Annotated in this window: 12 protein-coding genes; 10 read left to right on the forward strand and 2 right to left on the reverse strand. The window is 71.0% G+C overall.

The features are described 5' to 3' along the window. The first annotated feature begins 137 nt into the window (after positions 1-137). The 8 genes from Vgi01_RS17530 (at position 138) to Vgi01_RS17565 (ending at position 13,276) form a co-directional block, all read left to right on the forward strand. Complete coding sequence (locus Vgi01_RS17530) at positions 138-1,466, forward strand: Gfo/Idh/MocA family protein (protein ID WP_204291717.1); 1,329 nt, start codon at positions 138-140, stop codon at positions 1,464-1,466. Positions 1,467-1,490: 24 nt separating this feature from the next. After that, positions 1,491-2,921, forward strand: a complete 1,431-nt coding sequence (uxaC, locus tag Vgi01_RS17535; RefSeq protein WP_102655851.1) for a glucuronate isomerase — start codon at positions 1,491-1,493, stop codon at positions 2,919-2,921. Then, positions 2,918-4,219 carry an enolase C-terminal domain-like protein gene (locus tag Vgi01_RS17540; RefSeq protein WP_204291718.1) on the forward strand — a complete coding sequence of 434 codons (1,302 nt, stop codon included), beginning with the start codon at positions 2,918-2,920 and terminating at the stop codon, positions 4,217-4,219. The genes uxaC and Vgi01_RS17540 overlap by 4 nt, the downstream gene beginning before the upstream one ends. After that, positions 4,210-5,697: a mannitol dehydrogenase family protein gene (locus tag Vgi01_RS17545; RefSeq protein ID WP_204291719.1), complete on the forward strand. Its 1,488-nt coding sequence runs from the start codon at positions 4,210-4,212 to the stop codon at positions 5,695-5,697. The genes Vgi01_RS17540 and Vgi01_RS17545 overlap by 10 nt, the downstream gene beginning before the upstream one ends. 92 nt (positions 5,698-5,789) lie before the next feature. Further along, positions 5,790-6,932: a Gfo/Idh/MocA family protein gene (locus Vgi01_RS17550; RefSeq protein ID WP_199180032.1), complete on the forward strand. Its 1,143-nt coding sequence runs from the start codon at positions 5,790-5,792 to the stop codon at positions 6,930-6,932. A 211-nt stretch (positions 6,933-7,143) separates the two neighbouring features. Next, positions 7,144-8,550 (forward strand): pectate lyase family protein, encoded by a 1,407-nt coding sequence (locus Vgi01_RS17555; RefSeq protein WP_204291720.1) that lies wholly within the window; start codon positions 7,144-7,146, stop codon positions 8,548-8,550. A 95-nt stretch (positions 8,551-8,645) separates the two neighbouring features. Continuing rightward, positions 8,646-10,214, forward strand: coding sequence for a pectate lyase family protein (locus tag Vgi01_RS17560; protein ID WP_102655847.1), 1,569 nt, complete (start codon positions 8,646-8,648; stop codon positions 10,212-10,214). 260 nt (positions 10,215-10,474) lie between these two features. Beyond that, entirely contained in the window at positions 10,475-13,276 is a 2,802-nt protein-coding gene (locus Vgi01_RS17565; protein WP_204291721.1) for an AAA domain-containing protein, read from the forward strand. 160 nt (positions 13,277-13,436) lie between these two features. Here the strand turns inward: Vgi01_RS17565 and Vgi01_RS17570 are convergent, their stop codons facing one another. Further along, the gene (locus tag Vgi01_RS17570; protein ID WP_204291722.1) at positions 13,437-13,676 is read right to left on the reverse strand and encodes a winged helix-turn-helix domain-containing protein; all 240 of its coding nucleotides are present in this window, start codon (positions 13,674-13,676) and stop codon (positions 13,437-13,439) included. 322 nt (positions 13,677-13,998) lie between these two features. Between Vgi01_RS17570 and Vgi01_RS17575 the strand changes: the two genes are divergently transcribed. Then, positions 13,999-14,277: a DivIVA domain-containing protein gene (locus Vgi01_RS17575; RefSeq protein ID WP_239089023.1), complete on the forward strand. Its 279-nt coding sequence runs from the start codon at positions 13,999-14,001 to the stop codon at positions 14,275-14,277. Positions 14,278-14,364: 87 nt separating this feature from the next. On the opposite strand, the gene Vgi01_RS30715 is transcribed toward Vgi01_RS17575, so the two are convergent. After that, entirely contained in the window at positions 14,365-14,673 is a 309-nt protein-coding gene (locus tag Vgi01_RS30715; protein ID WP_239089024.1) for a DUF559 domain-containing protein, read from the reverse strand. Positions 14,674-15,502: 829 nt separating this feature from the next. Here Vgi01_RS30715 and Vgi01_RS17585 point away from each other — a divergent pair. Beyond that, on the forward strand, positions 15,503-16,234 hold the full coding sequence (locus tag Vgi01_RS17585) for an HD domain-containing protein (protein ID WP_102655830.1): 732 nt from the start codon (positions 15,503-15,505) through the stop codon (positions 16,232-16,234). Positions 16,235-16,283 lie beyond the last annotated feature (49 nt).

A 16,283-nucleotide genomic window follows, 5' to 3' on the forward strand; every position in this document is an offset into this window, starting at 1 on the left:
AGCCGCACTTGCCATGCCCTCCAATACTCATGAATCAGCACAAAGGCCGCTGATTGCTGATACACCGTTGACGCCAAGGGATCGAACATGATTACTTCGCTGCAAAGGTTTGCAGAGAGATCGAGGAGGATCAGTTCGTGTCTCCGCACTCCGGCGGGCGGGCCCGGTACGCCGTGGTCGGCACCGGCGCCCGCGCCGAGATGTTCGTCCGCGCGTTGGTCCGCGACCACGCCGACACCGCCGAACTGGTCGCCTTCGCCGACGTCAACCAGGCCCGGATGGACGCCCACAACCGGTGGCTCACCGAACTCGGCCACCCACGGGTGCCCACCTACCACGCCGGGGACTTCACCGCGATGCTGGCCAAGGAGCGGGTCGACGTCGTGCTTGTCACCTCCGTGGACGTCACCCACGACGAGTACGTGGTCGCCGCCGTGGAGGCCGGTTGCGACGTGGTCACCGAGAAGCCGATGACCACCGACGCGCCGCGCTGCCAACGCATCCTCGACGCGGTACGCCGCACCGGCCGGCGGGTCACCGTCGCCTTCAACTACCGCTACAACCCGCTGCACGAGCAGATGCGCCGGCTGCTCACCGAGGGTGCGGTCGGCGAGATCGGCTCGGTGCACTTCGAGTGGCTGCTCGACGTACGCCACGGCGCCGACTACTTCCGCCGCTGGCACCGCGACAAGGCCAGCTCCGGCGGGCTGATGGTGCACAAGGCCAGCCACCACTTCGACCTGGTCAACTGGTGGCTGAACGCCACACCCGTGCAGGTGTACGCGGCCGGACGGCTGTTCTTCTACGGCGAGAACGGTCGCCGGCACGGCTACGCCCGCGACTACGACCGGGCACACGCCAGCCCCGCCGCCGACGACGACCCGTTCGCGCTGCGCCTGGCCGAGCACCCCCGACTCCGCGAGCTGTACCTCGACGCCGAGGCATCCGACGGCTACCACCGGGACCGCAACGTCTTCGCCCCCGGGGTGAGCATCGAGGACGACATGGCGGTGCTGGCCACCTACTCCACCGGCGCGACCATGACCTACCACCTCACCGCGTACGCCCCCTGGGAGGGCTACCGGGTGATGGTCAACGGCAGTCGGGGCCGCCTCGAACTGGAGGTCACCGAGAGCGACTACGTCAGCCCGGCCGCAGCCGGCGCGCTCAAGGGTGCGGCGCTGCACGGCGACCAGGCCGCCGCCGAGGGTGGCGCGGCCACGCTGACCCTGCGTCCCTTCTGGTCCCCACCGCAACGCATCGAGGTCGACGGGTACACCCGCCACGGGCACGGTGGCGCGGACGCCCGGATGACCCAGGTCCTCTTCGGCGGGGCGACCGACCCGCTGCACCGCGCGGCAAGCGCCCGCGACGGCGCGCTGGCCCTGCTCACCGGGTTGGCCGCCAACCGGTCCTTCGACACCGGCGCCCCGGTACGCGTCGCCGACCTGCTCACCCTCGACTGACCTCTACCCCAGGAGTCGCACCCCGTGCCCACCTCGACCCGACCAGACCTGCTCCTCCCCGCCGACCCGGGCCAACGCGCACTGGCCCGGGAGCTGTACGCGCTTGTGGCAAGGTTGCCGATCATCTCCCCGCACGGGCACGTCGACCCGGCGCTGCTGGCCGAGGATGAGCCGTTCGGTGACCCGGCGCAGCTGCTCATCGTGCCCGACCACTACCTGACCCGGATGCTGCTCAGCCAGGGCGTACCTCCGTCCGAGCTGGGTGTGCCCAGCCGCGACGGCACCCCGGTGGAGACCGACGGGCGACGGATCTGGCGTCGCTTCGCCGAGCACTGGCACCTGTTCCGGGGCACCCCGTCACGGCTGTGGCTGGAACAGACCTTCACCGAGGTCTTCGGCGTCGACACCCGACTCTCCCCGGCCACCGCCGACGAGGTGTACGACGCCCTCGCCGCCAAGCTCGCCGAGCCGGACTTCCGACCCCGGGCGCTGTTCGAACGGTTCAACATCGAGGTGCTGGCCACCACCGAGTCGCCCCTGGACGACCTGGGTCGGCACGCCAAACTGGCCGCCGACGGCTGGGGCGGGCCGGGTGGGCGGGTGGTCACCACGTTCCGCCCGGACAACGTGGTCGACCTGGAATTCGAGGACTGGTCGGCAAACGTCGACCGGCTCGGCGAGATCACCGGCGAGGACACCGGCACGTACGCCGGTTATCTGGCGGCGTTGCGGGCCCGCCGGGTGGCGTTCATCGACGCCGGGGCCACCTCGTCCGACCACGGTCACCGCACCGCCCGCACCCTCGACCTCGGTGCGGACGCGGCGACGCTGTTCGACCGGGCCCGGCGGGGCCGGGCCGAGCCCGGCGACGCCGAGGCGTTCGCTGCGCACATGCTGCTGGAGTTCGCCCGGATGTCGCTCGACGACGGGCTGGTCATGCAGCTGCACCCCGGCGCGGTCCGCAACCACAACCGCTGGCTGTACGCCCGGCACGGCCGCGACGTCGGCGGCGACATCCCGCAGGTCACCGAGTACGTGCACGCGCTCGCCCCGCTGCTGGACGCCTACGGCAACGACCCCCGGCTGCGGGTGGTGCTCTACACCCTCGACGAGGACACCTTCACCCGGGAACTCGCGCCGCTGGCCGGCGGGTACGCCGCTCTGCTGCTCGGTGCGCCCTGGTGGTTCCTGGACTCCCCCGAGGTGCTGCGCCGGTTCCGGGAGACCGTCACCGAGACCGCGGGCTTCTACAACACCGCCGGGTTCGTCGACGACACCCGTGCCTTCTGCTCCATTCCGGTACGCCACGACGTGGCCCGCCGCATCGACGCGGGTTTCCTGGCCCGGCTGGTCGCCGAGCACCGGCTGCCCATGGACGAGGCCGCCGAGACCATCGTCGACCTGGCGTACCGGCTGCCGAAGCAGGTCTACAAATTCGGGGAGGGGCAACAATGACCACCATCACTGATGTCAATGTGCACGATGTGCGGTTTCCCACCGCCGCCACCGGCGACGGCTCCGATGCCATCAACCGGGGTGACTACTCGGCCACCTATGTCGAGCTGAGCACCGACGACGGGCCGACCGGGGCCGGGTTCACCTTCACCAACGGTCGTGGCAACGAGATCACCTGCGCGGCGGTGAACGCCCTGGCCCATCACGTGCGGGGGCGGACGGTGCAGGAGATCACCGCCGAGCCGGTGGCGTTCTGGCGCTCGCTGGTCGCCGATGTGCAGTTGCGCTGGCTGGGCCCGGAGAAGGGGGTCATCCACATGGCCGCCGGGGCGCTCGTCAACGCGGTGTGGGACCTGCGGGCCAAGCTCGCCGGCAAGCCGATGTGGCGTTACCTGGCCGAGATGCCCACCGACGAACTGGTCGCCAACGTGGACTTCGGCCACATCACCGACGCGCTCACTCCCGACGAGGCCGCGGCCATCCTGGACAAGGGCCGTGACGGGCTCGGTGATCGGCTGGCCGTGCTGGAGCGCGACGGTTTCCCGTCGTACACCACCTCGGTCGGCTGGCTGGGCTACCCCGACGACAAGGTGCGCGCCCTGACCCGGGAGGCGTACGCGGCCGGGTGGCGGGCGATGAAGATGAAGGTCGGCGGACCGCCCGCCGACGACCTGCGGCGGGCCCGGATCATCCGGTCGGAGATCGGCCCGGACGCGCTGCTGATGATGGACGCCAACCAGGTGTGGGACGTCGACGAGGCGATCACCAACATGACCGCGCTGGCCGAGGTGGACCCGTACTGGATCGAGGAGCCGACGCACGCCGACGACATCCTCGGCCATGCCCGCATCGCCCGGGCGATGGCCGAGCTGACCGGCGGGCGGTGCCGGGTGGCCACCGGCGAGGTGGCCGCCAACAAGGTGATCTTCAAGCAGTTGTTGCAGGCCGAGGCGATCGGTGTGATGCAGATCGACGCTTGCCGGGTCGCCGGGGTCAACGAGGTGCTCGCCGAGATCCTGCTGGCCGCCAAGTTCGGGGTGCCGATCTGCCCGCACGCCGGTGGGGTCGGCCTCTGCGAGTACGTCCAGCACCTGGCGATCTTCGACTACCTGCGGGTCGGCACCAGCCTGGACGGCCGGATGGTCGAGTACGTCGACCACCTGCACGAACACTTCGTCGACCCGGTACGTACCCGCGACGGGCGGTACCTGCTGCCGACCGAACCCGGCTACAGCGCCACCATGCACCCGTCCTCGATCGCCACCTTCCGCTTCCCGGACGGCCCGACGTGGCGGTGACCGTGGGCGCCTCCCGACTCGACCTGGGGGCGCTGCGTCGACTGCCCGCCGACGCGCGTCCGCTGGTCCAGCCCGGCACCGTGCCGGCCGGGGTACTGCACCTGGGGCTCGGCGCGTTCCACCGGGCCCACCAGGCGGTCTACACCGAACAGGCGGTGGCGGCGGCCGGTGGTGACTGGGGCATCGTCGGGGTGGCGCCGCGCAACGCCGACCTGGTGCGGGTACTGACCGCGCAGGACAGCCTGTTCAGCGTCAGCACGCTGTCCGCCGACGACCGGCACACCCGGGTGATCGGGGCGCTGGCCGGGGTGCGGCTGGCCGCCGCCGACCCGCAGGCGGTGGTGGCGCTGCTGGCCGACCCGGCGATCCGGGTGGTCACGCTGACGGTGACCGAGAAGGCGTACCAGCTCGATCCGGCCGGTGGGACGCTGCGCCCGGATCCGGCGCTGGTGGCCGACCTGACAAGCGACCGGCCGCCGGTGACCGTGCCCGGTCTGCTGGTGCGTGGGCTGCTGGCCCGGGCCGCCGCCGACGCCGGGCCGATCGCGCTGGTCAGCTGCGACAACCTGCCCGCCAACGGCCGCCGGCTCCGCGGCCTGGTCCAGCAGGCCCTGGCGTACGCGCAGGCACCACGACACGCTGTCGACTGGGTCGGTACGCAGGTCGGGTTCCCCGGCACGATGGTGGACCGGATCGTGCCGGCGAGTACGGCGGAGACCCTCGCGGCGGCGCGGCGGGCGCTCGGGGTGGAGGATCTGGCGGCGGTGGCGGCTGAGCCGTACACCCAGTGGGTCATCGAGGACGACTTCCCCGGCGGGCGGCCGGCCTGGGAGCGGGCCGGCGCGGTGCTCTGCGCCGACGCCGGGCCGTGGGAGCGGTTGAAGCTGCGTACGCTCAACGGGGTGCACTCGGCCGCCGCGTACCTCGGCGCGTTGGCCGGCTGCGAGACGATCGCGGACGCGCTCGCGCTGCCGCACCTGGCGACGGTGCTGCGCCGGCTGATCGCCGAGGACGTGGCCGCCAGCTTCACTCCGCCGCAGGGCGTCGACGTGGTCGACTACGGCGAGCAGGTGCTGGCCCGGTTCGGCAACCCGGCGATCCGGCACCGCACCCTTCAGGTGGCGATGGACGGCTCGCAGAAGCTGCCGCAGCGGATCCTGCACACCATCGCCGACCTGCGGGCGCAGGGCCGGTCGGCACGTTGGGCGACACTGGTGCTCGCCGCCTGGATCCGGTTCGCCCAGGGCACCGCCGACGACGGTCGTACGCTGCCGCTTGACGATCCGCTCGCGGACCGCATCCGGGCCGCCCTGGCCGACGCGCCGCAGACCCCGGCCGGGGCGGTCGACGCGGTGCTCGCCCTCGACGAGATCGTCCCGCCCGACGTGGCCGCCGACGCGCAGGTACGCGCCGACGTGACCACCTGGCTCACCGACCTCACCACCCACGGCGTCCGCACCACCCTCACCGCCGCCTGAGGGAAAGGAAGGGCACCTTGTTAACGCCTGGTGTAGAGGAAGGGCCCCCTGTTAACGCGCCACGGGTCGCGGTTAACACGCCACGGGTCGCGCTGATCGGAGCGAACGGGCATGGTCGCTGGCACCGGCGGGTGATCGGCCCGCTGCACGACGCGGGGCGGCTGCGGCTGGTCGCCCTGGTCGACCCGAGGCCGATCGAGGAGGAACCGGCCGCGCCGGTGCCGGCGGGTACCCGGATCTTCACCGACCATCGGGCGATGCTGGCCGAGGTGGCCCCGGAGGTGGTGGTGATCTGCACCCCGCCGCACACCCATCTGCCGATCGCCCGGGACGCGGTGACCGCCGGCGCCGACCTGCTGCTGGAAAAGCCACCGGTGCTCACCAGCGGGGAACACGAGGAGTTGGCCGGTGCCCTGGCGACCACCGGCCGGGTGGCGCAGGTCGGGTTCCAGGCGCTCGGCTCGACGGCGCTGACCGCACTGACCGACGCGGCGAGCACCGGCCGGCTCGGTACGGTCACCGGCATCGCGACGGTCGCGGCCTGGCAACGGCCGGACGCGTACTACGCCCGCGCCCCGTGGGCCGGACGGCGGCTGCTCGACGGCCGGCCGGTGCTCGACGGCGCGCTGGCCAACCCGCTCGCGCACGCGGTCATGCAGTGCCTGGCCGTCGCCGAGGCGGTCACCGGGCAGCCGGTGGAGCCGGCCACCGTCGAGGTGGAGCGGTACCGGGTACGGCCGATCGAGGTCGACGACACGGCGGTGCTGCGGCTGCGACAGGTGGTCGGTCCGCCGATCGTCGCCGCGGTCACCCTCGCCGGGGAGGACTTCATCGCCGGCGAGGTGATCGTCACCGGCACCGGTGGCCGGGCGGTGCTGGAGTACCCGACCGACCGGCTGTGGTTGCCCGGCGAGGCGGGTCCGCGGGTGGTGCCCGGCCGGCAGGGACTGCTGGAGAACCTGCTCGCGCATCGGGCCGACCGCCGGGTGCCGCTGATCGCGCCGCTGGCCAGGACCGCCGCCTTCACCTCGTTGCTGACCACGTTGCAGGAGGCACCCGAGCCCACGCTGCTCGGCGGGGAACTGGTCGACCCGGTCGGCGAGGGCGCCCAGCGGGTGCTGCGCATCCGCGGCGTCAACGCGGTGTTGCGTCGCGCCGCCGAGCGTGGCGAACTGCCGTCGGAATCGGGCGTGCCGTGGGCTGTCACGCCGTGGCGGGTCACCGCACCGAAATAGGAGGTAACGGCAACCGGACTGCAAATCGACGATCCGAAATGGATCGACTCAATGCGTTGACCAGCACTTCCCGACCAGGACAGGCCGGGTCAATTCCGGCCGATCACAATTAATGCAACAAACCTGCATAACAATAATATTGACCCTCATAAAACTCTATCCGTAGCCTTCGTTACATACGAGAAACACAACGAAGGAACGGACCCACCCCATGCGCAGAATCGCCGCCAGCGCGGCACTGATCACACTCACCCTGACCGTCGCACCCGCTCCCGCCGCCGCCCACGTACCGGCCGGGACCAGCGTCACCGCCGCCCTGTCCCCGTCGGCCCGGTCTGCACCGGCCCTGTCTCCGCTGGCCCTGTCTCCGCTGGCTCGCCAGCTCGGGCGGCAGACGCTGCCGGCCGGTGACGGCTGGGCGTCCGCCGGGCCGGGCACCACCGGCGGCTCGACCGCGACCGCCGACCAGGTGCACGTGGTCACCACCCGAGCCGAGCTGGTCGCCGCGCTCGGCGGCGACAACGCCACAAACGCCACGAACAACACCCCAAAGATCGTGTACGTCAAGGGCACCATCGACGGGTTCGAGGGCCCCGACGGCACACTGCTGGACTGCACGGATCTGGCCGATCCCGGCTACTCGCTCCAGGCGTACCTGGCCGCGTACGACCCGGCGGTCTGGGGTCGGGTGGCGCCGAGCGGGCCGGTCGAGGAAGCCCGGGTGCGGTCGGTGACCAACCAGACCCGGCACACGCAGATCAACGTCGGCGCGAACACCACGGTCATCGGGCTGCGGGGGGCGCGGCTGGCCGGCCTCACCCTGATGATCGACCGGGTCACGAACGTGATCGTCCGCAACATCACCTTCGACGACGCCCGGGACTGCTTCCCCGCCTGGTCCCCTACCGACGGCGAAACCGGCAACTGGAACTCCCAGTACGACCAGATCTCGGTGCGCCGCAGCGAGAACGTCTGGATCGAACACAACACCTTCACCGACGGCGACAGCCCGGACAGCGCCCAACCGGTCCACTTCGGTCGCCCGTACCAGGTGCACGACGGCGCGCTTGACATCACGCACACCGCCAGCCTGGTCACCGCCGCCTGGAACCGGTTCGACGGGCGGGACAAGCTGATGCTGATCGGCTCGTCCAACACCGTCGGCCCGGACGTCGGGCGGCTCAACGTCACCCTGCACCACAACCTGTTCGACGGGTCGCTGCAACGGCTGCCCCGGGTGCGCTTCGGCCAGGTCGACCTCTACAACAACGCCTACCGGCTCGCCGGCGACGACTTCGAGTACGCCATCGGCGTGGGCGTGCAGTCCGCGGTGTACGCGGAGAACAACCACTTCACCCTCGGCACCGGCATCACCGCCGCCGACCTGCTCTACGACTGGGGTGGCACCGCCATCACCACCCGGGGCAACTGGATCACGCCGGCAGGCGGGCTGCCGCGTCCGGTCGACCTGGTGGCCGCGTACAACGCCGGACACGACCCGGACCTGTCCCCGGACGCCGGATGGACGCCGACGATGCGGCACGGCCCAGTGCTGCCGGCACCGCTGGTGCCGCTGGTCGTCGGCCCGCTCGCCGGCGCCGACCGGCTGCCGCTGTAGCGGCACACACCGCTGTTAAAAGGGGGCCCTTCCTATACCGGAGGCGTTAACAAGGGGCCCTTCCTTTCACCACCACCAAGGAAGGTGAGGCAAGGATGAGACGCACAGTCGCGCTACGAATCCTGGCGGCGCTGGCCACCACGGCCACCGGAGCCGCCGTCTGTATGGCCGTCATGACGCCACAGGCGTCGGCGGCCGTCGGTAGCGCCACCGGCTTCGCGACCCGCAACGGCGGCACCACCGGCGGGGCCGGCGGCCAGACCGTACGCGCCACCACCGGCACCCAGATTCACGCGGCCCTGTGCAACCGGGCCAGCAGCAGCACCCCGATCACCATCCAGGTCGAGGGGACCATCAACCACGGCAACACCACGAAGGTGTCGGGGTCGAGCTGCAACACCGCCGCCGACGTGATCGAGCTCAAGCAGATCAGCAACGTCACGATCCTCGGAGTGGGCAACGGCGCCACTTTCGACCAGATCGGCATCCACATCCGTGAGGCCAGCAACATCATCATCCAGAACGTGACCGTCCGGAACGTCAAGAAGTCGGGCTCCCCCACCTCCAACGGCGGCGACGCCATCGGCATGGAGGCCAACGTCCGCAACGTCTGGGTCGACCACGTCACCCTGGAGGCCTCGGGCGGCGAGTCGCAGGGCTTCGACGGGCTGTTCGACATGAAGAACAACACGCAGTACGTGACGCTGTCCTACAGCATCCTGCGCAACTCCGGTCGCGGTGGCCTGATCGGCTCCAGCGAGAGCGACCTGTCGAACGGTTTCGTCACCTTCCACCACAACCTGTACGAGAACATCGACTCCCGCGCTCCCCTGCTGCGCGGCGGTGTCGCGCACATCTTCAACAGCCACTTCTCCCGGATCAACGAGTCCGGCATCAACTCCCGGGCCGGCGCCCAGGCCAAGGTGGAGAACAACTACTTCCAGAACGCCAAGGACGTGCTGGGCACCTTCTACACCGACGCGGCCGGCTACTGGCAGGTCAGCGGCAACATCTTCGACAACGTGACCTGGTCCAGCCGTAGCGGCGACACCAACCCGGCCGGCCCCAACCCGACCTCCAACACCAGCGTCAGCATCCCGTACTCGTACCGCCTCGACCCGGCCAACTGCGTGCCGGACATCGTCCGCCAGACCGCCGGCGCCAACAAGGGCATCCGTACGTCGAACGGCAGCTGCACGCCGACGAACCCGACGAGCAACCCGACCACGCCCACCCCGGGCCCGACCACCCCGACGCCGGGCCCGACCAGTCCGACCCCGACGCCGAGCCAGCCCAGCGGCACCAACCTGAGCATCGGGGCCGGTTCCGACGGCTCCAGCAAGGCCAGTGGCACCAGCTACGGCGACGTCCGCGACGGCAACATGAGCACCGCCTGGTCGCCGTCCGGATCGACCGGCCAGATCTCCATCAAGTGGGACACCGCCACCCGGGTCTCCCGCGTCAACATCCGCGAGGCCTCCGGTGCGGTCGGCAACGTCCGGTCGTGGCGACTGCTCAACCACGACACCGGCGCGGTCCTGGCCACCGGCAGCACGGCCGGCGTGATCACCTTCCCAGCCACCTCGCTGCGGAAGATCACCTTCGACATCACCGGCTCCTCCGGCACCCCGCGAATCGCCGAGTTCGAGACGTACGCCGGATAACACCTGACGTGCCGGCCACGCCGGCACCTGAGCATCAAGCCGGTGGGGGCCGTCGATGACGACGGCCCCCACCCTCATTCCCCCGAGCGCCCTTTGCTCTGCTTCAACCCACGCAGCGGTTCCGCCGCCGGATCGTTGCGCGGGTTGAAGCAGAGCAAAGGGGTGCGGGAGACACCAGAAGCCCCAGGCCGAGGGGGTTGTTCCGGGGGTTGTTGCGGCATGCCGGCGGTGTAGGGGGCGTACGGCAGAATGTGCGGGCGATGGACGCGGCCGTCATCCTCACCGCGCTCGCCGACCTGGCTCCGACCGGGGCCGAGCGGGTCCTCGACATGGCCGCAGGCAGCCGGCCGCTGGTCTGGTTGCCGGAGCCGCACCGCGGCCCCCTCAACGGCCACCTGGACCGGCTGGCGGCGCAGGACGCCCTGCACCGCGACGAACGCATCCTGCGCCGTGGCCTGGCATTCCTGGTCGGCGGGGCGGACATCGACGGGGTACGGCGGCGGATCCGGCTGCCGCTGCTGGCCCAACCGGTACGGCTGGAGCGTGGTCGAGGCGGCTACCGGGTGGTCCCTGCCGGTGACCTGGAGATGACCTCGCTGATCGAGGATCGGGATCTCGCCGCCCGGTTGGAGGCCGCACCGGGGCTCGCCGGGCCGGGTTGGCTGACCGCGCCCGGCACGGCCGCCTGGATCACCGCGGCGGCCGAGGCGGCCGGTCTGAAGGTGGAGCAGGTCGTGCCCCGGCCACCGCGCCGCTTCGACGACACCTGCCTCACCGGGGTCGCCGCGGCGGCGATCTTCGTGACCCGGGACGTGTTCGCCGGTCGACTCCGCGACACCCTGCTGAACTGGGCGGGTCGTCCCGGGTTGGCGGACACCGCCCTGCGCCGGCTCTATTTCGGTGGCGCTGACGAGAACGCCGACCCGGCCAGCCGGGACAACGAGGAGGTGCTGTCTCCCCTGCCGCTGAGCGGCACCCAATTGGAGGTGGTCCGGCGCACCCGTACCGAAGCGGTGGTGGTGGTCTCCGGAGCCCCCGGCAACGGCAAGAGTCACGCCCTGGTCGCCGCCGCGCTGGACGCGGTCGACCGGGGTAAGTCGGTGCTGGTGGCCACCCAGTCCGTGGCGGCTGCGCAGGCCCTGGGCGCGCTGCTGCGCCGGCATCCCGGCCCACCCCCGGTGCTCTTCGGAGACGCGGAGCGACGCGAGGCGGTCGCCGCCGACCTGGCCGACGGCGCCGCCGGTGGGGTGCGCGACGACCAACTGCGCGAGGACGCCGCAGCGGTGGCGGCGGCCCGGCACCGGGTCACCACCATCCAAGCCGGGATCGCCGCCGCCCTGGAGCAGGAGCGCCGCGCCGCCACGCTCCCGGGCTGGCAGCCCCTGCTGCCCGCGCTGAGTCAGGACGCGCCACGGGTCTTCGACCCGGACGCCGACCTCACCGCCATCCGGCACGCCCTGAGGGACACCAGCCGCCAGGGCGCGGGCTGGTGGCCGCGACTGCGACGGTCGTACGCCCAACGGCGGCTGCGACAGCTGACCGGAGCCGGTCCCGGCCTGCCCCGGGAACGGCTGGACGCGGCGGTGGAGGCGGCCGAGGCCGTCCAGGCGGCGGCTCGACTCCCCGCCCAGGGCGGCACCGAACTCTCCGCCGCCTGGCAGGCTTTGGCGGAGGCGGACACCGTACTGGCCGAGGCGGTCGGCACCGCCCTGCGGCACCACACCACCAGCGCCCGACGGTGGACCCCGCAGGCCCGGCGGGCCGCCAACGGTCTGGGTACCGCCCTGCGGGCCGGGCGCAACCGGCGCCGGGAACTGCTCGCCGGGCTGGACGCCGAGGCGCTGGTGCGGGCCCTGCCCCTGTGGGTGGGCACGGTGACCGACGTCGAGGATCTGCTGCCGCCGGTGGCCGGCATGTTCGACCTGGTGGTGCTGGACGAGGCCGCCCACATCGACCAGGTACGGGCCGCCCCGGTGCTGGCCCGCGCCCGGAACGCGCTGGTCGCCGGTGACCCCCGGCAACTGCGGTTCGTCTCCTTCGTCGCCGATGTCGAGGTGACCGCCACCCTGCACCGGCACGGGCTGGACCGGCTGGCCAACCGGCTCGACGTCCGACGGTCCAGCGTCTACGACCTGGCGGCCGGTGCCGCCCGGGTCACCTGGCTGGCCGAGCACTACCGGTCCGCGCCACACCTGATCGGGTTCTCCGGTGAACGGTTCTACGACGGCAGACTGGAACTGGTCACCCGGCACCCGCGCAACGAACAGGCCGACGCCATCGACGTGGTGACGGTCGACCAGGCCACCGTGGTCGACGGCGTCAACCAGGCCGAGGTGGACGCCGTACTGGACCTGGTCCGGGCCCTGTCCACCCATCCCCGGGCCGGCGGGATCGCGGTGATCAGCCCGTTCCGGGCCCAGGCGGACGCGGTGGAGGCGGCCCTGCTGTCGGCGTACGACCTCGAGGCGATCCAGCGGCTCGGTCTGCGTACCGGGACGGTGCACGCCTTCCAGGGCAGCGAGGCGGACGTGGTGATCGCCTCACTCGGGCTGGTCGACGAGGACCCACCGGCCCGGCACCGCTTCCTGACCGATCCCGGCCTGCTCAACGTCCTGATCACTAGGGCCAGGAAGCATCTGACCGTGGTCACCTCGCTGCGCTCCCCCGAGGGCATCATCGGCGACTACCTGCGCTACGCCGAACAACCCCCGACACCCCCGACCGGCCCGGTCACCTCCGCCTCGGACCCCTGGGCCCGGGCCCTGGCCCTCGAACTCGAAAAGCTGGGACTGCCGGTACGGGTCGACTACCCCGTCGGCCGCTGGCAGATCGACCTGTGTGTCGGCGAGGACACCGAGGCGGTCGGGGTGATCTGCGGGGTCCATCCCGACGGCGTGACCGCCCACGTCGAGCGGCAACGGACCCTGACCCGCGCCGGATGGCACCTGTACGACGCCTTCGCCAGCCACTGGAACGCCGACCCGATCCGAGCCGCCCTCGACCTGGCCGCCCGCATCCGCGACGCTGACAAGGCGTCGAACCCCAGATCAGCGAACGCGTGATGCACCTCGCGTGCTTGGTCCTGACTGGCCCTCACCCGGTGGAACGCTATCCAGCGTGAGGTGCCCCTTCGGCACCAGCAACACAGCCCACCAACCGGGCTCAGGCGCGCCTATGGGACGACGGCACCCGTAAGGCCCGTATTCGCCGCCAACTCGCTACCTACGGCTCCCGCATCCAGAGGCTGGGATCGTTCACAAAGACACCCTTGCCCTGATGCCGCCAGATCACCCGGAGCGCTTCCAGCCGCACATAGACCTGCTTGACCGTTGACGGGCTGACCTTGTGCTTGGCCGCGAGCTGCGTGATCGAGGGCAGCCTGTCTCCCGGCTTGAGCTTGTCGGCTCTGATGTCGGCGACGATCTCGTCGGCAATGCGGATGTAGTCGGCGGTGATCGGCATGACCTTCCCCTTGCGTGGCACGCCAATTCGATCACGCAACGACACTCCACAACAACTCATTGTTTGACTCAGGTGACTGGGACAGCTAAGTTGGGAAGCGCCTCTCACCTTGCGTGGCAACAAGGGACTGAGGTGTTCCCCCTGGTCGGGGCGGGTGCGCGTGCCCGTCCCGACCCATACCGGCTGCTCTGTCGTCGTACCGCCGAACTGGGCTGCGGCGGCCGAGCGGGCGGGCCGTGCGGACGCCGGCCACGCACGGCCTGCCCTTCCAGACCCACCGCACCGACCTTTCGCGCTTCCGCTCGCCCAGGAGAGGACCGACGTGGCCCAGGTGTATCGATCCGGCCAGCTCTACGGGACCGGACTGCCGGCCCGGATGACCCCGCACGAGGTACGCACCCGCACCTTCGACCCGCGTCGCCGTGGCGTCGACCCCGATCAGGTACGCGAGTTCCAGGCCCGGGTCGCCGATGACCTGGCCGACCTGCACCGGCAGATTCGTACGCTCGCTGAGGAGAACGAGCGGCTCAAGCGGGCGCTGCGCGACTGGCAGACCATGCACGCCCGGGAATGCCGCCCACCGAACGACGGCCACTGGTAGCGATGGCCGCGTCGAGTTGTGGCAGTTCAGCTGGCTCAAACGTTAATTTCGACAGCTGAACTGCCACAGCCCAGGTGTGGGTCGGGGTCACCGGCGGGTGGCGAGGATGGCTAGGGTTTCCCGGCGTACCTGGTCGGGCTCGTGGAACAGGCGGCGGTGGGCGAAGCGGACCACCAGGATGCCGAGGGTGGCCAACAGGGCGTCGCGGCGCAGGTCGATCTCGCGTTGGCTGGGGTCGCCGTGGGTGGTGGCCCCGTCGAGTTCGATGTTGACCTGTTCCTCCTCGGCGAACAGGTTCAGGTACATGGTGCGTCGCCCTACCATGATCCGCTTCTGCCGCTGGAACGCCGGCATTCCGGGGCCGGTGAACACCCGCTTGTGTCCCCAGATCTCCAACGGGGCTACGGCAACCCTCGGCCAGCCGGGTCACCAGTGTGCCCAGCGCTGCCCGGTCCGGCACATTCGAGGCGCCCCGCAGGGCCGCCGCCAGGCGGGCGGGGGTCAGTCGGTCGTTGACCGCCCTGATCATCGGTGCGCGTCGCTCGGCGGACGGCAACAACGGCCAGGAATCCACCAGGGCCTGCTCGATGCGTGTCACCGCCAGAGCCTGGCGGACCACCACCTGCGGTGGCTCCGGGGTGAAGTCCCGCCGTCGGTGCACCCGCACACCGGGACGGCTACGCAGTCCCCCGCCGAACGGCGCGCTCAGATGCACAAGGTCACCGGAAGGCTGGCGACGCAGTCCCCACACATCGGGCGCGGTGAGATGGCTCAACGCGGCGCGGCCCTCCGCCCAGGCGTACGCCGCACGGTTCCGCAGAGCAGGGTCGAGGCGGCTCAACGTCGGGGTGCTCGGAGATGGGTCATCGAACAGGTGCGCCGCGACGAACACCTCGGGCAGCACCCGCACCAGCTCACCCTTGCGGCAGGCCCGCTGCAGTATCCACTCCGGCACCGCCTGCTCGGCTGCCCTCCGGGTCACCAGCCCACCGCTGCGCGCCACCAACTTCCGAAGCACCCCGTTCACGCCGCGACCCTGCCCACCTGCCGTCGAAGGCCGCAACCACCCCCACCCCATCCTGTGGACGCCCACTCTCCTGTGGAAATCCCCCGCCGAGCCGCCGGATGTGCTACCCCAGGGCAGGCTGTGGCGAGTCGGCGCACCGGGTCGCTCGGCGGAAGCCCATGGGTGACCGCTGGGCTGGTGATCGGATATAAGAGACGGATGGATCTACCGCCGTATCTGGCCACCATGCCGATGCACGCCATCACCGAGATGCACGGCGAGCCGGGCCTGCGGGAGAGGTTCCGGCTGGAGTGTGCGGCGTTCGACGCCGACGCCCGGCGTCGGTTCGGTGAGGCGTTGGAGTTGGCTGCCCGGCTGCACCGCGACGACCGGCGGTCCCGGGAGCCGTACGTCAATCATCTGCTGCGGGTGGCGATCCGGTTGATGCACCACTACCAGGTACGCGAACCGGACGTGATCGTCGCCGGTCTGCTGCACGACGCGGTGGAGGACCATCCGGCGGAACTGGCCGGTGAGGCGTACACCGGGGGTGATCCGACCAGTGCGGCGTTGGCGGTGCTCGCCGACCGGTTCGGTACGCGGGTGGCGCGACTGGTCGCGGCGGTCACCAATCCGCCGTGGGATCCGGAGCGGGACCGCAACGAGCAGTACCGCGAGCATCTCGTGCACAGTCTCGAGGGTGAGCCGTGGGCCCGGGTCATCAAGGTCTCCGACTTCACCGACAACGGTGTCGGCGTCATCCACTCTGTCGGGCCGAAGGTGGAAGCGTTGGCGCGCAAGTACCGCCCACTGGTGTCGGTCTTCCGCGATCTGGTCACCCGCGCCGACACTCCCCTGTCCGCGCCGGTGCGCCAACACATCCTCGACCAGCTCGACCTGGCCGAGGAGCGGTTCAGCGCCATCCTCGACCAACCCGCGCACCACGCCTGAACACAGCGCGGCTGAACACAGCGCGGCTGAGCGCCGCCGGGTGATCAGG

Origin of the sequence: Micromonospora gifhornensis, assembly GCF_016863515.1 — a bacterium.
Taxonomy (GTDB): Bacteria; Actinomycetota; Actinomycetes; order Mycobacteriales; family Micromonosporaceae; genus Micromonospora; species Micromonospora gifhornensis.